The sequence below is a fragment of the uncultured Maricaulis sp. genome (assembly GCF_905480005.1).
GTDB lineage: Bacteria > Pseudomonadota > Alphaproteobacteria > Caulobacterales > Maricaulaceae > Maricaulis.
Genome location: NZ_CAJQOO010000105.1, coordinates 1 through 21,586, shown reverse-complemented (window position 1 = coordinate 21,586; position 21,586 = coordinate 1). Strand labels below are relative to the sequence as shown.

Below are 21,586 nucleotides of genomic sequence, written 5' to 3'. Positions count from 1 at the left end.
GACATCTATTCCGAGCAGGTCACGACCCAGGACTCCTATGAGCGCTACGATGTCGCGCCGCCGCGCCTGCGCGAGGAGTATCGCGAATACATCTCGCGTGAAGCCGGCATGCGCTACATCGTGCATGAGCCGGTCTATGAGAGCGTGACCGAGACGGTTCAGATCCGTCCGGCCTATGTTGAATATGAAGTCGTGCCGGCTGTGCACGACTCGGTGACCGAGACCATCCTCGTGCGCGAACCGCGCATGGTGTGGCGTCGCGGCTATGTTCCGGGCGCGTCGATGACACGGTTCGACAGCGAGACGGGTGAAGTCTGGTGCCTGGTGGAAGAAGCCGGCGAATATCAGACCGTGACCCGCAACATCGTGGTCCAGCCGGCCAATATCCGCGAGGTCAGTCATCCGGCGGAATACGCCCAGATCACGCGCGATGTCTTGGTCCAGGAAGCGCGCATCGAGGAAATCCCGATCGCCGAGGAACGCGACAGCTATCGCATCCAGGTCGTCGATCAGCATGCCACGGTCGACAGCCACGTCATCCCGGTCGAAACCCAGACCGTGACTCGCTACTCGCTGCGCTCGGAAGAGCGTTGGGAATGGCGCCTCGTGGATTGTGAAGAGATCAATCTGCCAGGCTACAACCCGCCGACCAGCACGGAAATCCCGCCGGTCGCCTCGCGCCAGACGGCGCCGTCGAGCCAGGGTAATACCTATCTCTACGGGACCGACATGCCGGCCGACAATAATGCCTATTCCGAGGAAGTGCCGGTCGCCCAGGCGTCCTACAGCCACTCATCCTCGAGCAGCTCGCGTCACAGCGCGCGCCGCAATCGCTAACAGGCTGACTGGACAGCGGGCTCAGCCCCGCCACAATGAAACGGCGCGGAGCAATCCGCGCCGTTTTTGTATGCACCGCGCAGGGAGAGAGCGTGCCGGATTTCATGATTGGCTATGGCAGCCTGCTCAGCGGCTATAGTCGCCGCACCTATTCCGGAATCGAGGCCGAGGTTCGTCCGGTTGTCGCCACGGGCTGGCGCCGCGGCTGGACGGTTCGCTATGGCGATGAAGCAGCGACCTATGCCGGTGTGCGCCATGCGCCCGGCCACCATCTCCACGCCGCCCTCGTCCCGACCGAGATCACGCCGGAGCTGCGCCACCGCGAACGCGGCTATGTCTTCACGCAGGTAGACCCGGGCAGTGTCCATCCCGATGACGGGAGCCGGGCGCCGCTGCCTGCGGGGCGCTACTGGATTGTCGTCAATCGCGAACAGGTCCGCGCCGATCACGATCATCCGATCCCGCAGACCTATGTCGATACCTGTCTGTCCGGCTGCCTCGAGACCGGCGGCGAGGCGCGCGCCAGGGCTTTTATCCAGGCAACGGAGTTATGGGATGCCCCGTGGATCAATGATCGCGACAGCCAGGCTCCGCTCTATCCGCGCCGCACACCGCTTTCGACCGAGGACCGGACCCGTGTGGACACTCTGCTCGACACGTGCGGCGTGCTGAAATTCCGTCGCCCGGCCTGACCCTGTTCAGGCGTCCAGAAGCTGAACGTCCCAGGGGTCGGACTGCGCGCCGCGAAATACCCGCACCATCTCGCGCGCCGTCCGGAAGGGCGCGTCGAACCGATCATCCGGATCGATCTCCGCCGCGTCGCCCCGCACCGGCATGGCGCCAGCCGGCGTCTCAAGCAGACTGCCCGGCCAGACCGGATCGGCATCGACCGGATCGCCGGCCCATTGCCACGCACCCGTGCCCGCATCGCGGTCATAGAAACCCGCGAAAAACTCGGCATTCTCCGCGAGGAAACAGACGGCATCGATCAGATAGCTGATCTCGGCTTCCGACATCACCCAGTGAAGACTGACCCGGCACCACCCCGGCCGCGCACCGACATCACCGGCCAGAACACGTGAGCGGATGTCCCGGGTCGTGCCGTCATCAATCCCCAGCAGATGGTGCCCATAGGGCCCTGCGCAGGAACAGCCAGCCCGCGACTGAATGCCGAAAAGGTCGTTGAGCAGCATCGTCACCAGTCGCGGCTCGATGGTGTCACCCGCCTCATTCCGAAGATTGAAGGCAACAATTCCAAGCCGGTCAGCCGGGCGTTGCGGGCCGAGCACGTCAATACGCGGGTGGTGGCACCAACGCGCGAAGGCCATTTCGAGGGCGGCGTGCTCGCGCTCGGAAATCACCTCGCTACCCATCTCGGCCTGGATCTGCAGCGCCAGGGCGGCGCGCACCAATTGCGGCAGACCCGGCGTACCGGCCCGCTCGCGCGCTTCAATGCCCTCGAGGAAATCATGGCCGTCCTGCCAGACATAGCGCACCGTCCCGCCGGCACTCTGGGTCGGCGCGAGATCGCGGCGATAAAGGCGCTCATTGAAAACGAGAACACCACACGCGCCCGGTCCGCCGAGAAATTTGTGCGGTGAGAAATAGACCGCATCAATCGACGAATCCGGATCCAGCTCGGGATGCATGTCGATAGGCTGATAGGGAGCACTGGCCGCGCAGTCGAGGCAGAGGATGGCGTCATGGGCGTGCAGACACTGCGCGAGGCTCGCGATATCCGTCCGCACACCGGTAACATTCGACGCTGCGGAGAAGGCCCCGATCTTGCGCCAGCCATCGAAACGCGGGTCCGTCAGCGCGGTTTCAAGCGCCGCCATGTCGATGCCGCCGGCCGGGTTGAGCCCGATGGACACCACCTCGGCCAGGCTGTCGCGCCAGCTCAGCTCATTGGAGTGATGTTCATACGGGCCCACAAACACGACGGTCTTCACGGCCGGTCCGGCCTCGACGCCGAGGGCGTCACGACTGGCCGGCGCCACAGCCAGGCCCAGGATTTCCTGCAATTTGTGGATGGCACCTGTCGCTCCGGCGGCGCAGGGCAAAAGGCAATCATCAGATGCGGCATTGACCGCCTTGCGGATCATCGCCTCGGCCTCGCGCATCCAGCGATTGCTGGCCCGCCCGGTGGCGCTGTCCTCGCTGTGCGGATTGGCATAGTCGGACATCAAGCGATCGATCTGGCGCTCGACCTGGCTGAGCGCGCGGCCGGACGCGGTGTAATCAGCATAGAGGAAGGGTTTGCGACCAAAGGGCGTCGTCAACATCCGGCCAGCCCCGACCAGCCCGTCACGGATGGCGGCAAGACGAGCGGACGGGTTGGACGGTTTGGGCATTCAGGCCTCCAGAAGCGAATGCGCTATAAAAGCATCGCTCAGCGAGGTATTTTCACCAATCTCAGACCGTGATACAGCTTTGAAGTAGCTATTTTCACCAATCAGGGTCAAAAACATGGTGTTTGACGATCATGACCGTCGCCTCCTCCGTGCCGTCCAGAAGGATTCCGATCGCACGGTGCAGGAAATGGCCGACCTGATCGGTCTGAGCCCGACCCCGACAGCGCGGCGCCTGAAACGCCTCGCGGAAGCCGGGGTGATCCGCAAACATGTTGCCCTGCTGGATCCGGAAGCCCTGGACTTGCAGGCGACCCTCTTCGTCACAGTCCGCACCAGCCAACATGACGCAGCCTGGCTGAAGCGGTTTGCCGAAGGCGTGGCGCGGATGCCCGAAGTGGTCGAATTCTACCGGTTGAGCGGTGATATCGATTACCTGATCAAGCTCTGCCTGCCTGATGTGCGCGCCTATGACGAGGCCTACAAGAAGCTGATCGCGATTGCCCCCCTTTCCGATGTCAGTGCCAGCTTCGCCATGGAAGCGATCAAGAACACCACCGAATTGCCGGTTTGAAGTGAATTTCAACGCTTCGCCCTTGCATCCTGAGGCCTGCACCGCATAGCTGGGACGCGCGCACCGACCGACACCGCCGAGCAGACGAGCCATCATGTCCATGCCAATGCCCACCCCGTCCGGAACCGACAGCTACCGCAATGTCGCGGCAATCGTCATCGCGCTGGCGATCCTGCAGACCGCCACCGGAGCGCTGTCGGTTGTCGGACCGCTGACCCTGGTTTCCCAGGGTGCCGGGCCGCTCAAGATCGGCGCGATTGTTTCCTCCTATGCGCTGGGCTTCCTGCTCGGAGCGCGGCTGGCGCCCCGCGAGATCATGCAAGTCGGTCATATCCGCTCGATCGCCGGCTTTGCCGCCGCAGCCTCACTCGGAGCCGCGGCGCTCTATGTCAGCGGCGCCATGGCCTGGTGGATGCTTGTCCAGTTCATCATCGGGGTTTCGGTCGCCGGCTTTCTGGCCTCGGGCGAGAGCTGGATTGCCGATGCCGCACCCGGTCAGCACCGCGGTGCCATTCTGGGTTTCTACCTGGTCACCTCGAAACTCGGCTTCATGATAGGCCCCTTCCTGGTCGCTGGCGCACCGTCGGGCACGGCGACCGGCTTCCTCATCATCGCCGCCCTGCTGACGGCGAGTCTGATCCCGGTTTGCGCCACACGGCGCGCCGAGCCGGCCGCGCCGACCACCACGCCCTTCAGCCCGCTGAGAATCTGGCATTTCGCACCATCCGCGATCATCGCGGCTGCCATTTCCGGCATGGTGTCGGGCGCGGTACTTCAGCTCTATGCCGTTTATGTGCAGGGTTTTGCCGCCGAGAGCGTGCCCCGGACCGCCGCCCTCTTCAACGCCGCGATGATTGGCGGATCCGTGATCGCCACCTGGCCCGCCGGCATCCTGTCCGACCGGATTGATCGCCGCCTGGTAATCGCAGGCCTCGCCCTCGCGGCGGGGGCCGCTGCACTGGTTCTCGCGCTCTTCGGCGGTCTCATGCCGCGCCTGGGAATATTTGTCACCGCCACGCTCTGGGGCGCCGGCGCGCTCTCCTATTATGGTGTCGCCGTCGCCCATGCGGCGGACCGCGCACCGGAAGGCCAGGCGACCGGCACAATGTCGGGGATACTCATGGTCTGGGCGCTCGGCTCCATGATCGGCCCGCTCATTGCGTCGACCGTGATGAGTGTGACGGGGCCATCCGGCCTCTTCTACTTTGCGGCCATCACCCTGTTCGCCCTGACCGGATCAATGCTCATCCGCCGGACCGGGACGGCCCCGGTCCGCGAGGAAGACAAGAGTGACTTCGAGCCAACGGCCACAACCTCGGTCTCGGTGATCGAACTCACCGATCATGCCGAGGAAGATGCGGGCTGGTCAGACAGCCAGGACGCCGAATTCGAGGACGCAGACTGGCGAGATTGAGCCGGCCTCACCCCGCGCACCGCCAAGCACACACCACATGCACAGCCACGATATCAGCAGTATTAGCGCTTTTATCGAATCTGCACTTTCAGTAATTGAAGCTGAGCGCATGTGATGCCCAGTAAACGCCAGCAAATAAAATTGCTTTGCTGCTAAATATTTTCTGATCTTGGCGCGTATTTATACAGACAATATATTTTTATGACAGCGCCGCCACTTGATTCCGGCGCTGCGATCACTATTCCTCTAACATCAAACTTTTTGGCGCCGGATGAACTGCGCCCGCAACAATGGAGACATTCCGCTTGATGAAACATGGTCACCGTCCCAGCCGCGTCGCGGCTTTTGTCGCCGAGTCCGTCAATGTGCTGCAATTGCAGACCGCGACGGACGCCCTCGCCCGCCACAATCGCCGGGCCGTCCTCGTGTCCGGACAACAATCCCTGCTGCGCGGCAAGAATGGCACTGCGGAGATCAATTTCGCCGTCGCGGAAACCGTCACTGACCTGGATGAGAGCGGGTATGACGCCCTCGTCCTGCTCGAGGACGCGGCAACGCAGCCGGAGCATGCGACCGCCCTGTCCAAGCGCTTCGCAGACAAGGGCAAGCCGGTTATTGCCCTTCGTGGCAGCGCCGGCATCGTTGCGGCCATCGCCGGAGCTGGCAGCCAGTCCGACGCCACGTCGGCAGCCCTGATCGACGGCCATCTCTATGCCAATGACGATGATGACAGCGACTGGAAGATCATCGATGCCGTCGCCGGCCGCATGGCCCGCGAAGCCATGCCGGCCTGACCAGTCACAGCGCGCTTGAAATGACAGAGGCCGGATGCATGCATCCGGCCTCTTTTTTGTCAGATGTTACCGGGCCCGGCCCAGTCAGCGGCGATAGGTGAGCACCACCCATTGCTTGGTCCGGTCAGCCGGGGAGAGCGGGTTTCCCGTCCCCTGGAAGTCGGCAAACTGGAAGGACAGCCCGACATTGCGTGGCAGGTCGAGATTGACCCAGGCGTCCCATTCGCGGCCCAGACCATCGCCCGTACGCTGGGCCGTGAAATGGCGATGCACCGCACCCACTTCCCAACCCGTCACGAAAGCATGGCCGGTTTCGGCGCCATAGGTGCCGCCGAACCGCAAGTCTTCCAGACCATCGGCCGTTGACTGCGCGCCGCCACCGCTGAATGCATCAGCCCAGCCATGATTGCCATGACCCGAGCCAAGCGGCGTGGCAATCGTGTTCACGCCATCGCCCTCCAGCAGGTCATAGCCGATCATCAGGCTGGCACCGGACTGGCTGACCCGCGCTTCGAAACTGGCGAAGTCGAGCGCGAAGTCGGCGGTCGAAGACCCGTAATCCGTTTGCCGCGCCAACATCGCGGAATAGCTCAAACGCGCCTCGCCGAGCGGCAAGGCGCCGGTGAGACGTCCACCCAGAGTCATGTTCGAACGGTCCTGGGGCGCTGACGGATCTGTCAGGTCGATAAAATAGGCGAAGCCTTCCAGGGAGGCCGCATCGCTCACCCGATAGCCGAGATTGAGAAGATGGCTATCGCTTTGCCAGTCGAAATCATCGCCGGGCCCGCGCAGGACACGGTCATGATACACGTAGCTGGCGGACCAGGCCGCATCCGCGACATCAATGCGAAGCGCGTCGTGGGAATTCCGGTCCTGACGCCAGGCCGGCGAGCCAATGAAACGATTGCCATTGAAGGACAGGAGCTGTCGCCCGACCGTGACCCGTACCTGCTCGCTGGCGGCCCAGCTCAGCTGAAGGCGGTTGAGCTCGGTGATGTCGTCATCCTTGATGGTCGCATAGGCGGTGCGTCCATTCAGCCCGGAATTATAGTCATCCGACCCCAGCACGACGACATTCTCGCCTTCGATCAGAAAGGTGAACCCGCGCCAGGGCGCAGATTGCCAGCCGAGGCGTGTCCGGACCGTCGTCGCCGTCGCATCCAGCTTGCCGGTCTGCTCGACCATTTCATGGCGCGCCCGGACATCCAGGATCAAGGAGCCGGTTGCATCGTCAGCCAGCGCTGCCGGCGAGACAAGGAGTCCGGTCACAATCAGTCCCGTTCTCAGGAAATTGGGTTTCATCATCGGTCGATCTCCTGCTTACGCCGCACGGATTTTTGAAAGGAATTCGTCGAACTCTGCCTTCCAGGCCTCATGGCGCGTGGCCATTTCATTCGAGGCACTGAGGACCGAGCGCGACACTTCATCGGTTTGGCGCGTGAAGTCCGCGACCTTGTCGACATCATGGGAAGCACTGCTCGTGCCGTCCTGGGCACGCTGAGCGGACTGGGCGATTTCGCTGGTCGCCACGCGTTGCTGTTCAATGGCCGAGGCCGATGCAACGGCCAGCTCACCAAGCTGGGCAACCGCTTCGAGGGCCTTTGCAGAGGAGGTCGTACAGGCCTCGGCAGAGGACTGGATATTGTTGATCTTCTCGGCAATCTGCTGGGTCGCGCCGGTCGTCTGCTCGGCCAGGGCCTTCACTTCCGATGCCACGACGGCAAATCCCTTGCCCGCCTCACCGGCGCGTGCCGCCTCGATCGTCGCGTTGAGCGCGAGGAGATTGGTCTGGGACGCGATCGTGTCGATAAGGTCGACAATGGCGCCAATGGCTTCCGCAGAATCGGCAAGCTGGCCGATCACTTCGGCGCTGCTCCCTGTCTCGTTACCGGCGACCTGTGACAATTCGCTGGTGCGGTTCACCTGGGTCGACACTTCGCTGATCGATGCCGCCAGCTCTTCAGAGGCCGCCGCAACCGCCTGCACGCTGGAGGCGGCATTGGAGGCGGCCCCGCGAGCTGAATCGGACAGATTGGCCGCTTCGCCGGATGTGGACTGCATCTGGTTGGCCGAAGCGGACAATTGCTCGGACGCGGACATGACGCTTGCGAGGAGCTCGCTGGAGGCCTGTTCGAACTTGATAACAGCTTCTTCGCGCGCCCGGTGCCGACGTGCTTTTTCCTCGGCCTCCGCGAGCTCGCGATCGCGAACCGCGTCTGCCGCACTCAGCGCGTCCTGAAGCGTCGAGGTCGCGCGGGCCAGATCACCGAACTCGTCTGAACGCTCAGTGCCATGGATTGCAACATCACGCCGACCTTCAGCCAGCGCCCCGACAATGTCCCGCGTGCTCGCGACCGACTGGCGGATGGTTCCGCCGATCAATCGGGTCAGGACAAACAAGCCTGCCGAGGCGACGATGATCGCCACCACGCCGGCCCAGAAAGTCGTGCCGGCCATGCGATCGAGCTCAAGCCAGGCGGCGTCGAGATCAGCCCGCGCACTGTCCCGCACGGTCTCGATCTGGGTGTCCATCCGGTCATCAAACCCGGCCAGGGCGTCGACAAAGCTGGAGACCGCACGGGCGTCCATGCCGGCCACGCCGACTGCCGCCTCACTGATCAGGGCATTCAGTCCGGAATAGTCCGCGCGCACAGTGCCGAGTGCCGACAGGGACGCTTCGCTCGTGACGGTCTCTTCCGCCTCGGCCAGCGAAATCTCGAAATCGACCAGATTGCCGAGCGCGGCCTCGATCCGGTCGGGCGCCGGCTCGGCGGCCATCAGATAGGTATCGCGCAAGAGCGATGTCAGATCTTTCTCGAGCGTGTTCGCGGCCATCAGAGAATGCGTCGCGTGACGCGCGGTCTCATCGATCTGGGTTACCGCGTTTCGTAGCAGGCCATTGGTCACGACATAGGCCAGAAGCAGGCCAACCGAGACAAAGGCGAGAAGGGCGAGTCGGACTTTCAGTGACAAGGCGTGGAGGCGATCGGACATGGGGAGGGGCTCGTGAGGTTTCTTGCAGACTATCTGCCCTCAGCAAGCACCCCCAAGGTTAACCACGTCCTTTCGCGACGCGATCAGTCGTCATCCAGACCATCATAATTTATAAGCCCGCCTGCCTTGGAAGCATGACGGGGCAGGCCGGGCGAGTCGTTTGAAGGATGTCGAGATCAACATCCGACCCTCCCGGCACCGGCCTTGTCTCAGTCCGCGGACGAGACCCGGTTGATAAAGATCGGCCCGAACTGGATGGTCTGGCGTCCATAGCCAAGATTGGCGCCAAAAACGACGTCATCAGCATCAAAGTCTGCCCCGGCGACACCGCTGACCACATAGAACTGACCCTCGTCGGTCGGGCGGATATTCTCGCTGAAGATATTGTCATAGGGCTCGCTGGTGCGGACAATCTGCAAGTCGAGATTGCCGGTCTCCTGGGAGCCAATCGGCGATTCCGCCCGGATCCACACCCGCAGCTCGATGACGTCGCCCTCCCGGATATCGCTGACCAGCGGTACGGTCACCCGGGAGCGCCACGGCTCATCGAGACGGCGGCGCATGGACACCTCCAACGCGGCGCCACCCGGCGCGGTCGGCGATTCCACAATGCTGCGACGCAAGCCGCCCCCTTCAGTGTCCCAGCGGACAGAAAACTGATCATTGAGCGGTTCTGTCGTCGTGGCGGTCGCCATGCCCGGAATGGCCAGGCTCAACCCGGTCAACACGGCCATGACGGTCGCCGCAAAAGTCCACACTCGCTTGTCTGTCTTAACCATAACGCTCGGCCTCCTCCGACCCACATGTATGATAACGTTATCATTCTGCCTCGCCGCTCGCGCGATTTCAATCTTGTCGACGCAGAATGGTCTTTCGAGGAAACATAGCGCGATCCAGCTCGCCGGCCAGACCGGCCCTGCCCTGAAACGTCAGACGCCCCAGCCCGGGTCCGTGTGAAAGGCCGTGCCGGTCGCAGGCACCGTCGAGACAGCGTCGCGGACGGAAAATGGCACGCCTCGGGCAAGCCGGCTCAAATCCACAGCCCTGAGCGCATTCCATGCGAGCATCGACCCCATCGCCAAAGACAGCGACAGGCTCGGGTCGAGCAGAGCGGGAATAAAGAAAATATGGCACACCTCAAGGGTGCCATTTCGAACCCGAAGGGTTCGCAAGCGCGACCGCGCGTCGGCCGGTCAGGCCGCCCTATCGGAGGCGTGACCCCGGATCAAATCCGGGGAAATTGCCGTGAGATCAAGAGAAAAATGGCACACCTCGGGCTAGCCGGCTCAAATCCACAGCCCTGAACGCATTCCATGCGAGCATCGACCCCATCGCCAAAGACAGCGACAGGCTCGGGTCGAGCAGAGCGGGAATAAAGGAAAAATGGCGCACCGGGGAGGATTCGAACCCCCGACCCCTAGATTCGTAGTCTAGTGCTCTATCCAACTGAGCTACCGGTGCAGGCCGTATGGCTTCGAGGTCTCAGCCCCGAAGAGGCGCGGAACCTAGCCCCGGCTTTGGGGGATGGCAAGTCCCCGATTGCGGCAATTGCACCGGCTTGTACAGCGCGGCTCAACCCGCTTCCGGACGCGCGGCGTGCACACCCCGTGCGACAGCGCGGGCGAGGCAATCGGCAGCGGCCGAACCGAGGCGAGCGAGATGGGCTTCACCGCCCTCACCGAGCGGACGGGCGGCGGTCGAAATGGCAAAGACGACATCGCCATCGAAGGGCGTATGAACCGGGCGGATGGCGCGGGACAGGCCGTCCTGGGCCATGATGGCAAGACGCTGGGCCTGGGCCGGGGTGAGTGCGACATCGGTCGCGACAACGGCAATGGTTGTGTTCTCGCGCGGGCCCGGCTGCATCTTGGCCGCGCCCCAGTCTTCCGGGTCGGCGCGCCAGTCGGCCGGGGGACGGTTACCGCCGAATTCCCCGTCAATCTCGTGCGGCCAGGCCCAATAGACATCGTCCGCCCCCGGCAGGGTGACCGAGCCGAAACTATTGACGCAGACCAGCGCCGCAACGCGCCCGCCCTCGCCGGTCAGCGCGAGACTGGCCGTCCCCGTCCCGCCTGCATGCAGACCGGCACGGGCACCATGGCCGGCACCGACGGCGCCCAGCTCGACGGTTTCGCTCACAGCCTTCAACGCCGCCTTGCCCAGCGCGCGATAGGGCGGCTCCTCGCCCCAGGCCTTGTCGCCGCCATTGGCGAGATCATAGAGGATGGCCGACGGGACGACCGGAGATTTGGGCACGCCGGGCATGTCGAAAAGGGCAAAACCGTCACCGCGCGCGCCAAGCGCCGCAGCCACGCCGTCCGCGGCAGCCAGCCCGTAGGAGGAGCCGCCGGACAGAACGATGGCGTCGACCGCGTCGACCAGGGTGTGCGAGGCTAGGGCATCCGTCTCCCGCGTGCCCGGACCGCCCCCGCGCACATCCACCGCACAGACGGCCCGCTGATCCGGCAGGATGACCGTCACCCCCGTCTTCACCGCCGCATCATGGACCTGGCCGACACGCAGACCGGCGATATCGGTCAGGCTGTTTCGCGGTGCTGGCATTGACATGTCCGGCCTCTTATCTGTGAGTTGTGGGTCCAGTCTGACCGGACATTGTTGAGGGGCAAGTTAGATGCTGCGTTTCCTGTTCGCCACCACCGCACTTGCAGGTGGGCTGTTTCTTGCCAGTTGTTCCGGCGATGTTGAACCCGCTGCCAGTCCGGAAATTGCGGCGGAGATTCCGGTTGCGACGGGCCCGGCCATGGTCGCCGCCGCCAATCCACATGCCGTGGAAGCCGGGCTGGACGCCTTGCGCGCCGGAGGTGATGCGATCGACGCGGCGATTGCCGTGCAAAGCGTGCTTGGCCTGGTCGAGCCGCAAAGCTCGGGCCTCGGCGGCGGCGCTTTCCTGCTCTATTACGACGCCCAGTCCGGGGACCTCACTGTTTATGACGGCCGCGAAACGGCACCGGCAAGCGCGGGGCCGGACCTCTTCCTCGACGAGAATGGCCAGGCGCTGGGCTTTGGCGACTCCGTCTTTTCCGGACATTCCATCGGCGTGCCCGGCGCGATCGCCATGCTGGCGATGGCGCACGAGGATCATGGCGCGCTGGACTGGGCGGACGGTTTTGATGCCGCGACCGGTCTGGCCGAGACCGGATTCGAGATTTCGCCGCGCCTGGCCCGTTTCATCGCCGGCATGGCCCCACGCGGCCCGCTTGATGAATGGCCGGCCTCCCGCGCCTATTTCTTCACCGATGACGGCACACCGCATCCGGCCGGTCATCTACTGCAAAACCCGGCCTATGCGGAGACGACGCGCGCCCTCGCCGCCGACTGGCGCGCGCTTTATGAAGGCCCCCTGGCCGCTGCGATCATTGACGCGGTCCAGGACGAACCGCGCCCCGGCGGACTGACCCTGACCGATCTGGCCGCCTATCAGGCCATACGCCGTGATGCGCTTTGCCGGAATTATCGTGAGTGGACGGTCTGTGGCGCTCCGCCGCCCGCCTCCGGCGGCGTGACCGTCAACGAGATTCTCGGCCTGCTCGAACCCTATGACCTGTCCGCCAGCGGACCGGAAACAGTCGAGGGCTGGCGCCGCTTCATCGAGGCCAGCCGCCTCGCCTATGCGGACCGTGATGCCTATGTCGCCGATGCAGATTTCGTAACCGTACCGGTCGCCGGTCTGCTCGACGCCGACTACATCGCCGAGCGGTCTCGCGGCATCCAGCGCACAACCGCCCTGCCAAGATCGACGCCGGGCATTCCGGACGGTGTCACCGCGCCGGGCGCCGACGCCACGCCCGACTCACCGGGTACCAGCCATTTCGTGATCGTCGACAGTGATGGCGATGTGGTCTCCATGACGACGACCGTGGAAAGCGTGTTCGGCAGCCATCGCATGGCGGGGGGCTTTTTCCTCAACAACCAGCTGACCGATTTCTCCCGCACACCGACAGACGCCGATGGGGTGCAGGTGCCGAACGCAGCGGAGGGCGGCAAGCGACCGCGCTCGTCCATGTCACCGACCATTGTCTTCGACCAGGACGGCGAGTTCGTGCTGGCGACCGGATCGCCCGGCGGCTCCTCGATCATTGCCTATACCGCCAAGACACTGGTCGGCATGCTCGACTGGGGCCTGACACCGCAGGAGGCGATCGAGCTGCCGAATGTCGTCGCCCGCGGCGATGTCATCCGTGTCGAAGACGGGATGGATCCGGACATCCTGGCCGGGCTGGAAAGTCTTGGCTTCACCCTCGACGCCAATCGCGGCGAGAATTCCGGCCTGCACATTGTGCGGCGACTGGAAGACGGGACGCTGATTGGCGGCGCCGATCCGCGCCGTGAGGGGCAGGCCCGTCAACCCTGACGGGATTGCGCGGGTGCGGACGGCAGGCTGACGCCAAAGATCGTGCCGTTCTCGCCGGTCGCGACCAGTTTGACATCACCGCCATGGGCGCGGGCGAGCTCGCGGGCGATCGACAGACCCAGCCCGCTACCACCGCGCCGGGTTGAGCCGCCAAAGGGCTGGAACAGGCGCTCACGGGCCTTGGGCGGCACGCCGGGGCCGGTATCGGAGATCTCGATCCGGATTTCACCGGCACTTGTCGACGGGTCGATCGGCGGCACGGGTACGGCGCGCGCGGTCAGGCGCCGGGGCTCGGACCCGGCCTGCATGGCTTGGATCGCATTGCGACAGAGATTGAGGAAAAGCCGGTGGGCCTGATCCGGGTCGGCATCGAGCACAATCTCCTCACCGACATCATTGAGCCAATCCACATCGCCCTCTGCCAGGATGGCATCGCCCGCGACTTCCTCGAGCAGGGCCCGCGCCGGAATCGGCTGACGCACCGGCGCACTTTCCTCGGCGCGGCCGAATTCCAGCGTCGCTTCGCACAGGCGAACCCCGCGGTCGACCGAGCGTACCAGGCGCTCGCCCATGCCGCGTACCCGGTCATCCGTATCCATGGCCAACCGGTCCGAGACCAGTTGGGCGCTGGCCAGGACATTGCGCAGATCATGATTGATCCTGGCGACGGCACCGCCCAGCGCCGCGAGCCGCTCGCGCTGATGCAGGGCCTGGCGCACATCGGCCTGCATGCGGGCGAGCTCGTGCTCGGCCTGGCCGATTTCATTGCGGCCATCACCCGGGCGGATCATCCGCCCCGGATCTGCCGGGTCTTCGCGGAAATGGGTCATTGCCCCGGCCAGGCGGCGCATCGGTCGCACAAAGAGGAAGAAGAGTGCGCAATACAGCACCGCCCCGACAATGAAGGCGGCGAGGCTGGCATAAACCAGAAGGCGTCGGGAGAAATCGCGCAAGGCGGTATGAAGCGGGCCTTCGCGCACAATGACATCGATCAGCTCGTCCGGTGCCCCCACCGGTTGAGCCCTGATGCGCAGCAGCCGGTCATCATCCGCGGTCAGGGTCTCGACCGTATCGCGGATATGAGTCCACCAGCTCGCCTTGCGCAGATCGCTTTCCACCAGTCCTTCGCCGATCGGGCCGGAATAGAGGACAAGCTCATTCATGCCATCGCGCACACGCGCCACGGCGACCGCATCAGCGCCCATCAGGAGCGCTCGGACCTCTTCCTCGCCCAGCGCCCCGCCCGGCGCCACATCGGCCGCCAGTGCGGCCAGGTGAGCCGCCTCGGCACGATCCGTCATCCATTGCAGGCGGAAACTCGCGGCGGCCGGAAAATAGACAAGGACCAGACCGGCCGTAACCAGCCCCAGCGTGACCATGAGAAGCTGCGCGCGCAGATTGTCCAACACGCCGGGCAAGGGCGTTTCGGACGGGCGAGCGGAATCGCTGGAGGGGTGGACATCTGAAGGCATTGTTCAACGCCGATAGCCTAGTGCGTTTTGCCCGGCAAGGCGCGTGCCTTTCGTCGGCGCTGCCAGCGACGCCAGAGAAGGGGAGCCATGGCGAGCGGAATGATCATGAGAAGCGGCAAAAGCACTTGCGGTTGCAGGAGGGCCGCCGGTCCCGGCAGCGCCTCCATTTCGCTCAGCGACCCCAGACCGGCCCCGAAGCCGGCATAGAGAATGACCGAGGGCAGGGAACCGATCAGCGTCCCGAGCGCAATCGCGCCCAGCGAGACCCGCGACAGTCCGGCGGCGAGATTGACGCCGAAATAGGGCAAGGGCAGCAGCCGCAGCAGGATCATATAGGTCAACTGGTCCCGTTCGAACCCGGCCGCAAGCCGCCGATAGCGTTCGCGCAACCGGGTTCGCCGTGCATCGCCGGCAAGAAAGCGCACCAGCAGAACCGTATTGATCGCGCCCAGTGTGAGCCCGAGCAAGGACACCGGAATGGCCCAGACCTGACCGAGCACGAATCCGGCCGCAATGGTCAGCCAGAGGGCACCGGGAAGCGCCAGGCTCGCCAGCAGGACATAGCCAAGCGCGCACAGGATCACAGCGAGGGCGAAATGATCGTGAATCACATCCTGGGTCAGGCCCCGGCTTTCACGCAGCCAGGCCAGCAGGTCGAGCGGGCTCCGACCCGACAGTAAAAGTCCCGCAATAACAAGCAGCAGCGCGATCAGAACGAAGCGGCGCAGCCAGCGCAGGCCCGTGGAGCCCGGCCCGGGCGGCATTTGCGGCGGTTGGTCTGCGGCGTTTCGCATGTCATTCTCCTGCTCAGTGAGGGGCATGAAGCCTTGACGCCGCCGCTGCAAGGGCGTAATTGCCGCCGCTCTCGAATTAAACGCCGATGGAGCGCGACCGTGAAACGTACATTTCAGCCGTCCAAGATCGTCCGCAAGCGCCGCCACGGCTTCCGTGCCCGCATGGCGACAAAGTCTGGCCGTCTAATCCTGGCTCGTCGCCGGGCCAAGGGCCGCAAGCGTCTGTCCGCCTAAGGACGATGTCAGCGCCGCTTCCTGCCGTTAAACGGCTGAAAACGCGGCGCCAGTTTTTGCACGCCGCAAAAGGCAAAAAAGCCGTCCGATCGGGCGTGGTCATTCAGGCCCGCTCGCGAGGCGGCTCTTTGCATGTCGGGCCGCACGAAATCGGGGCCGGCTTCACCGCGACCCGCAAGATCGGCGGTGCCGTGATCCGCAACCGGGCCAAGCGCCGGTTACGGGAGATTGCCCGGCTGCTACTCCCTCTCCACGGACAGCCCGGCATTGACTATGTATTCATCGCACGCGCGAGCACGCCCTCCCGGGACTGGTCGCGCTTGATGGGGGAAGTCGAAAGCGCCCTGAAGGATCTGACCAAGGGTCAGCCGCAGGGCGATCGCGAACACAAAGCGCAAGAGGCCTGAGTTTTCATGGGCGAAGATCAACGCAACCTGTTTATCGCACTGGGCCTGATCCTGGTGATCCTGACCGGATACCAGATGTTCGTGATGGGCCCGGCCGAGGAAGAGCGACGCGCCGAGCGCGAAGCCGCCCTGGAAGCGGCCGGCGGCGAGCTGATCGATCCCGATCTGCCCGCCTCCGCGCTGGAACCGGCGGCCGTGACAACGGTTGATCGCGAAACGGCCCTGACCGGCAATGACCGCATCACCATCGACGCTCCGGCCGTGCTCGGATCACTCTCGCTCACCGGTGCCCGCCTCGACGATATCCGCCTGCGTCGCCACAGCGAGACGATTGACGACGACACTCCGGTCGCCCTTCTGAACCCGATCGGCGGCGATCATGTCTTCTATGCCCGCGATGGCTGGGTCTCGGGTACGCCGGGCTTTACCGACCTCCCGGGCGGTTCGACCGAATGGACCCTGGCCTCGGGCTCGACCCTGACTCCGGAAACCCCGGTCACCCTGACCTATGACAGCCCGTCGGGCCTCACCTTCGAGCGCGTCATCTCGGTGGACGAGGACTATCTTTTCACGCTGAGCGATACGGTCACCAACAATTCCGGTGAAGAAGTCGAACTCTCCCGCTATGGCCTCGTCCGCCATGAAGGCCGTCCGGAAGATGAAACCCGCAACATGGCCATCTTCGAGGGCGCCCTCGCCGTTATTGAAGGCGCGATGGTGCGCCGCAGTTTCGGCAAGCTGGAAGACGGCGAACAGATCGAGGAGAGCGGGACCGGCGGCTGGGTCAGCATCACGCAGCGCTACTGGATGGCCGCCGCTGTTCCGGACCAGGACCGTCCCTTCACCGCCCGCTTCCGCACGATCGAGCGCGGCGAGCAGGACGCCTTCGAGGCCAGCTATGTCGAGCAGGCGATCGCTGTGCCGACCGGTGAAACCCTGACGTCGACCACGCACATCTTCGCCGGCGCCAAGGAATTGGACGTCCTAGAGCAGGTCCAGAACGAGGTTGGCATCGAGCGTTTCGACATGGCCATCAACTGGGGCTGGCTGTGGTTCCTCACCCGCCCCTTCGTCTGGTTGCTGACCATGCTGGAAGGCGCCCTTGGCCAATTCGGCCTCGCCATCCTGGCGCTGACCCTGATGGTCAAGATCGTCATGTTCCCGCTGGCCAATCGCGCCTATGCCTCGATGGCGAAGATGAAGGCCGTGCAGCCGAAAATGGCGGCGCTCAAGGAGCGCTATGCGGCCGATCAGCAAAAGCAGCAGCAAGCGCTGATGGAGCTCTACAAGACCGAGAAGATCAATCCGCTCGCCGGTTGTCTGCCCATCCTGCCGCAGATCCCGATCTTCTTCGCCCTCTACCAGACCCTGTTCAACGCCATCGAGATGCGCCACGCGCCCTTCTTCGGCTGGATCCGCGATCTCTCGGCCGCCGACCCGACGAATATCTGGAACCTGTTCGGCCTGATCCCTTACGACCCGACGGGTATCTGGCTGATCGGCGGTGTGCTCGGCATTGGCGCCTGGCCGATCATCATGGGCCTGACCATGGCCGCGCAGCAGGCGCTCAACCCGCCGCCGCCGGACCCGATGCAGGCACGTATCTTTGCCTTCCTGCCGATCGTCTTCACCTTCATCCTGGCCCCGTTCGCGGCCGGCCTGGTGATCTACTGGGCCTGGAACAACTTCCTGTCCGTGCTGCAGCAATACATCATCATGCGGCGCCACGGGAATGAGACCCAGGTCGACAAGCTGGTCGCCCGCCTGTTGAAGCGCGGCGGAGGAGACGAGTCCTGACCGACGGTAGCGACGAACTGGATATCGGCCTCGGGCGGCGTTTCTTCGCACGACCCTGCACCTTCCTGATGGGGGCAGTCGCGCTGGACCACCTGCCCGAGCCAGACCGGATCGAAGTCGCTTTCGCCGGGCGCTCGAATGTCGGCAAATCCTCGCTGATCAATGCCCTGACCAGTCAGAAGGGCCTGGCCCGCGCCTCCGGTGAGCCGGGACGCACGCGTGAGCTGAATTTCTTCGAGGTCGATGACACCGACCTGCGCATCGTCGATCTGCCCGGCTATGGCTATGCCAAGGCGCCCAAGCCGGTGGTCGAGAAATGGACCCGCCTGACCAAGGCCTTCCTGCGCGGCCGGGTCAATCTCAAGCGCGTCTACCTGCTGATCGACAGCCGTCACGGCCTCAAGGAGGTCGACCTGAAAATCATGGACGTCTTCGATGAAGCCGCCGTGAGCTATCAGGTCGTGCTGACCAAGACCGACAAGATCAAACCGCCGGCCGTCATCCGCCTGATCGCCGAGACCGGCGAGAAGATCGCCAAACGCCCGGCCGCCTTCCCGCGCGTGATCGCGACCTCGTCAGCCAAGCAGGATGGCGTTGACCAGCTGCGGGCGGAGATTGTCGCCCTGCTGCCCGACATGGGATGAAAGACGCATGTTGCGCTTTCTGATCCCGACCCTTCTGGCTCTGCCCCTTCTTCTGACCACACTGAGCGGCCGGGCCGAAGCGGCTGAGCTGTGCAATGAGACCAGCTATATTGTCGAAGCTGCCACGGCCTGGCCGGTCGAGGGCGGCGTTGCCATCGAGGGCTGGACCCGGCTTCGCCCCGGCGATTGCGCGACCGTCGCCAGCGATGTCGATCTCGACGGTGACCAGCCGATCTTCTTCTATGCCAAATCCTCCATCGCCTATCTGGGCGGCGTGCGCGAATGGCGCGGCACGGTCCCGCTCTGCGTTGACGAGGCCGATTTCGAAGTTGTCGCCAACACGCGCTGCGCGTCGCTGGGCATGGCCTCACGCGACTTCTTCATCCGTGAGGGTGATGACCGTGAACGCACGGTTTTCGTGGAACCCGACAGTTTCGGGAGCCGGGCCAATGTCGCCGGGATCCAGCGTCTGCTGCAATCGGCCGGTTATCCGATCAACGGGGTCGACGGACTGGACGGACGCTCCACACGGCGCGCGGTCGCCAGTTTCCTCAGCGATGCCGGGATAAGCGGCACGCCGGGCGATGGCGCCTTGATCGACGCCCTGGAAGCACGGGCCCTGGAACGCAACGCGGCCAGCGGCATGACGGTCTGCAATACTGCCGATGGCGACATCGCTGTGGCGATCGGACTCCAGGTCGGTGAGATCTGGCAGTCGCGCGGCTGGTGGCGCATCCATGCCAATGAATGCGCCCGCGTCCTCGCCGCACGGCTGGAAACGGCGAACACCTTCTATTTTGCCGAGCGGATCAATACCGCCGGTCGGCGCGGCCTGGTCGGGGGTGGTGAAACCTTTTGCGTCGCCCCGGCCCGTTTTGTCGCCGAAGGCCGCACGGATTGCGCCGAGCGCGGTTATGCTCCCGCCGATTTCCACCGCATCCCGGAGCCTGCCGATGGCGGTGTCCGGGTTACGCTGGACGAGAGTGAATTCAGGAGGCCATGACATGGCCGATCTGAGACATATCAACCATTGGGTCTTCGACCTCGACAATACGCTTTACCCGTCGGACGCACCGATCATGGCGCAGGTCGATCGGCGCATGACACAATATGTCGCGCGACTGCTCGCACTTCCCGAAGACGAGGCGCGCCTGGTCCAGAAGGCCTATTGGCGAGACTATGGCACCACCCTCAACGGGCTGATGGCCAATCACGCCGTGGACATGCGTGAATTCCTCGATTTCGTGCACGATGTCGATCCGACGGTGATCACACCCCACCCCGAGCTGGCAGCCCGTATCGAAGCCCTGCCCGGCAAGCGTCTCGTCTATACCAATGGCTCGCTCGGTCATGCCGAGAATATTCTCGGTCATATGGGCCTGACCCATCTCTTCGACGATATTTTCGACGTCGAGGCCTCGGGCTTCCAGCCCAAGCCGCACCAGGCCGGTTTTGACAGCTTCGTCCGCAAGTTCGACCTGCCCGTTCCGGAGTCGATCTTCTTCGAGGACAGCGTGCGCAATCTGAAAACCGCCCACGACATGGGCTTCACAACTGTCCTTGTCCGCGCCAAACATGGCCCGCGCGACGAGGAAAGCGCCGCGCCCGACGAACATCCTGATCATGTCCACCACGCCGTGGACTGCCTGCCGACCTTCCTGGGTTCCATCCGCACCACCGCAACACCGGACGATGACACATGACCGACACCGCCCTCATCACCACGATCGAGACTGCCTGGGATCATCGCGACGGCATCTCTGCCGACACGACCGGCGAAGTCCGCGACGCCGTCGAGACCGCCATCAATCTGCTTGATAGCGGTCAGGCGCGCGTCGCCTCGCGTGAGGGCAATGGCGACTGGGTCGTGCATCAATGGCTGAAAAAGGCCGTCCTGCTGGGCTTCCGGCTCAATCCGATGGGTCTGGTCGATGGCGGCGTGGCCGGCTCGCAATGGTGGGACAAGGTCCCGTCCAAATTCGAAGGTTGGGGCGAGGCCGAGTTCAAGGCCGCCGGCTTCCGCGCCGTGCCGCCCTGCGCCGTGCGCCGCGGCTCCTTCATCGCGCCGGGCGCGGTTCTCATGCCCAGCTATGTCAATCTCGGCGCCTATGTCGATGAGGGCACGATGGTCGACACCTGGTCGACGGTCGGATCCTGCGCCCAGATCGGCAAGAATGTGCATATCTCGGGCGGTGTCGGTATCGGCGGTGTCCTGGAACCACTCCAGGCCGGCCCGGTCATCATCGAGGATGATGTCTTCATCGGTGCCCGCTCGGAGGTCGCCGAGGGTGTGATCGTGCGCCAGGGCGCGGTGATCTCCATGGGCGTCTTCCTCGGCCAGTCGACCAAGATTGTCGATCGCGCAACCGGTGAGATCACGCGCGGCGAGATCCCCTCCTATGCGGTGGTGGTGCCCGGCACCCTGCCCGATCCCAAGGGCGGGCCGTCGCTGGCCTGTGCGGTCATCGTCAAGCGCGTCGATGCCCAGACCCGCTCCAAGACCGCCATCAACGATCTGCTGCGCTAGTCGTCGGGCAGCCAGGCCTCGATGCCGCGTGCAGCGGCGAGACCCGTGGCAAAGCTCGCCTGCAGCAGATAGCCGCCGGTCGGCGCGTCCCAATCGAGCATCTCGCCGGCGGCGAACACGCCCGGCAGCGCCGTCAGCATGAAGCCCTCGTCCAGCGCCGTGCGGGCAATGCCGCCGGCTGACGAGATCGCCCGGTCCAGCCCGCGCTGGCCGGTCACTGCCAATGGCACCGCCTTGATCAGCGCGGCGAGGGCGTCCGGATCGCGAGGCAAATCGGGAACCGCATCGCGCAGGACCGATACGGCCTGCGGTGTCAGGCCGGCCTTTCGAAGCGTATTGGTCAGGGATTGCCCCTTGCGGGCACGACCCAGCCAT

General features: G+C 64.4%; 20 protein-coding genes, 1 tRNA gene and 1 pseudogene. 13 read left to right on the top strand and 9 right to left on the bottom strand.

The window, feature by feature from the left end; translation table 11 throughout:
• A pseudogene (locus QZ266_RS09565) lies at positions 1–837 on the top strand (hypothetical protein); the annotation flags it as partial.
• Between the two features lie 92 nt (positions 838–929).
• On the top strand, positions 930–1,529 hold the full coding sequence (locus QZ266_RS09560; protein WP_295694464.1) for a hypothetical protein: 600 nt from the start codon (positions 930–932) through the stop codon (positions 1,527–1,529).
• 6 nt (positions 1,530–1,535) lie between these two features.
• Here the strand turns inward: QZ266_RS09560 and QZ266_RS09555 are convergent, their stop codons facing one another.
• Positions 1,536–3,191: an aminotransferase class V-fold PLP-dependent enzyme gene (locus QZ266_RS09555; protein WP_295694463.1), complete on the bottom strand. Its 1,656-nt coding sequence runs from the start codon at positions 3,189–3,191 to the stop codon at positions 1,536–1,538.
• Positions 3,192–3,306: 115 nt separating this feature from the next.
• Between QZ266_RS09555 and QZ266_RS09550 the strand changes: the two genes are divergently transcribed.
• The 3 genes from QZ266_RS09550 (at position 3,307) to QZ266_RS09540 (ending at position 5,970) form a co-directional block, all read left to right on the top strand.
• Positions 3,307–3,762, top strand: coding sequence for an Lrp/AsnC family transcriptional regulator (locus tag QZ266_RS09550; RefSeq protein WP_295694460.1), 456 nt, complete (start codon positions 3,307–3,309; stop codon positions 3,760–3,762).
• Positions 3,763–3,856: 94 nt separating this feature from the next.
• The gene (locus tag QZ266_RS09545) at positions 3,857–5,176 is read left to right on the top strand and encodes an MFS transporter (RefSeq protein ID WP_295694458.1); all 1,320 of its coding nucleotides are present in this window, start codon (positions 3,857–3,859) and stop codon (positions 5,174–5,176) included.
• Positions 5,177–5,484: 308 nt separating this feature from the next.
• Complete coding sequence (locus QZ266_RS09540) at positions 5,485–5,970, top strand: DJ-1/PfpI family protein (RefSeq protein ID WP_295694456.1); 486 nt, start codon at positions 5,485–5,487, stop codon at positions 5,968–5,970.
• Positions 5,971–6,054: 84 nt separating this feature from the next.
• Here QZ266_RS09540 and QZ266_RS09535 read toward each other — a convergent pair whose 3' ends face one another.
• The 5 genes from QZ266_RS09535 to QZ266_RS09515 form a co-directional block, all read right to left on the bottom strand.
• Complete coding sequence (locus QZ266_RS09535) at positions 6,055–7,275, bottom strand: alginate export family protein (protein WP_295694454.1); 1,221 nt, start codon at positions 7,273–7,275, stop codon at positions 6,055–6,057.
• A 15-nt stretch (positions 7,276–7,290) separates the two neighbouring features.
• Positions 7,291–8,964, bottom strand: coding sequence for a methyl-accepting chemotaxis protein (locus tag QZ266_RS09530; protein WP_295694453.1), 1,674 nt, complete (start codon positions 8,962–8,964; stop codon positions 7,291–7,293).
• 209 nt (positions 8,965–9,173) lie between these two features.
• Positions 9,174–9,698, bottom strand: coding sequence for a hypothetical protein (locus tag QZ266_RS09525; protein WP_295694450.1), 525 nt, complete (start codon positions 9,696–9,698; stop codon positions 9,174–9,176).
• A gap of 650 nt (positions 9,699–10,348) precedes the next feature.
• A tRNA-Arg gene (locus QZ266_RS09520) sits at positions 10,349–10,425 on the bottom strand.
• 111 nt (positions 10,426–10,536) lie between these two features.
• Positions 10,537–11,532 carry a P1 family peptidase gene (locus QZ266_RS09515; RefSeq protein ID WP_367178232.1) on the bottom strand — a complete coding sequence of 332 codons (996 nt, stop codon included), beginning with the start codon at positions 11,530–11,532 and terminating at the stop codon, positions 10,537–10,539.
• A gap of 64 nt (positions 11,533–11,596) precedes the next feature.
• On the opposite strand from QZ266_RS09515, the gene ggt reads away from it, so the two are divergent.
• Positions 11,597–13,336 (top strand): gamma-glutamyltransferase, encoded by a 1,740-nt coding sequence (gene ggt, locus QZ266_RS09510; protein ID WP_295694445.1) that lies wholly within the window; start codon positions 11,597–11,599, stop codon positions 13,334–13,336.
• On the opposite strand, the gene QZ266_RS09505 is transcribed toward ggt, so the two are convergent.
• Both QZ266_RS09505 and QZ266_RS09500 read right to left on the bottom strand, forming a co-directional pair.
• Positions 13,327–14,808 carry a HAMP domain-containing sensor histidine kinase gene (locus tag QZ266_RS09505; RefSeq protein WP_295694442.1) on the bottom strand — a complete coding sequence of 494 codons (1,482 nt, stop codon included), beginning with the start codon at positions 14,806–14,808 and terminating at the stop codon, positions 13,327–13,329. The genes ggt and QZ266_RS09505 overlap by 10 nt on opposite strands.
• Positions 14,809–14,825: 17 nt before the next feature.
• On the bottom strand, positions 14,826–15,602 hold the full coding sequence (locus QZ266_RS09500; RefSeq protein WP_295694440.1) for a VTT domain-containing protein: 777 nt from the start codon (positions 15,600–15,602) through the stop codon (positions 14,826–14,828).
• Positions 15,603–15,701: 99 nt separating this feature from the next.
• Here QZ266_RS09500 and rpmH point away from each other — a divergent pair, with 99 nt between their 5' ends.
• From rpmH to dapD, 7 genes are all read left to right on the top strand, one after another.
• Positions 15,702–15,836, top strand: coding sequence for a 50S ribosomal protein L34 (rpmH, locus tag QZ266_RS09495; protein ID WP_295694437.1), 135 nt, complete (start codon positions 15,702–15,704; stop codon positions 15,834–15,836).
• A 5-nt stretch (positions 15,837–15,841) separates the two neighbouring features.
• The gene (locus QZ266_RS09490) at positions 15,842–16,243 is read left to right on the top strand and encodes a ribonuclease P protein component (RefSeq protein WP_295694434.1); all 402 of its coding nucleotides are present in this window, start codon (positions 15,842–15,844) and stop codon (positions 16,241–16,243) included.
• A 6-nt stretch (positions 16,244–16,249) separates the two neighbouring features.
• Complete coding sequence (yidC, locus tag QZ266_RS09485; RefSeq protein WP_295694432.1) at positions 16,250–18,040, top strand: membrane protein insertase YidC; 1,791 nt, start codon at positions 16,250–16,252, stop codon at positions 18,038–18,040.
• Positions 18,041–18,108: 68 nt separating this feature from the next.
• Positions 18,109–18,684 carry a ribosome biogenesis GTP-binding protein YihA/YsxC gene (gene yihA, locus QZ266_RS09480; RefSeq protein ID WP_295694430.1) on the top strand — a complete coding sequence of 192 codons (576 nt, stop codon included), beginning with the start codon at positions 18,109–18,111 and terminating at the stop codon, positions 18,682–18,684.
• Positions 18,685–18,691: 7 nt separating this feature from the next.
• Complete coding sequence (locus QZ266_RS09475) at positions 18,692–19,687, top strand: DUF1036 domain-containing protein (protein WP_295694428.1); 996 nt, start codon at positions 18,692–18,694, stop codon at positions 19,685–19,687.
• A gap of 1 nt (position 19,688) precedes the next feature.
• Complete coding sequence (locus tag QZ266_RS09470; RefSeq protein WP_295694426.1) at positions 19,689–20,387, top strand: pyrimidine 5'-nucleotidase; 699 nt, start codon at positions 19,689–19,691, stop codon at positions 20,385–20,387.
• Positions 20,384–21,211 (top strand): 2,3,4,5-tetrahydropyridine-2,6-dicarboxylate N-succinyltransferase, encoded by an 828-nt coding sequence (gene dapD, locus QZ266_RS09465; RefSeq protein ID WP_295694423.1) that lies wholly within the window; start codon positions 20,384–20,386, stop codon positions 21,209–21,211. The genes QZ266_RS09470 and dapD overlap by 4 nt, the downstream gene beginning before the upstream one ends.
• Here the strand turns inward: dapD and QZ266_RS09460 are convergent.
• Positions 21,208–21,586: NAD(P)/FAD-dependent oxidoreductase (locus tag QZ266_RS09460; protein ID WP_295694420.1), on the bottom strand; the 379-nt coding region annotated here is incomplete at its 5' end. The two genes, dapD and QZ266_RS09460, sit on opposite strands and share 4 nt — an antisense overlap.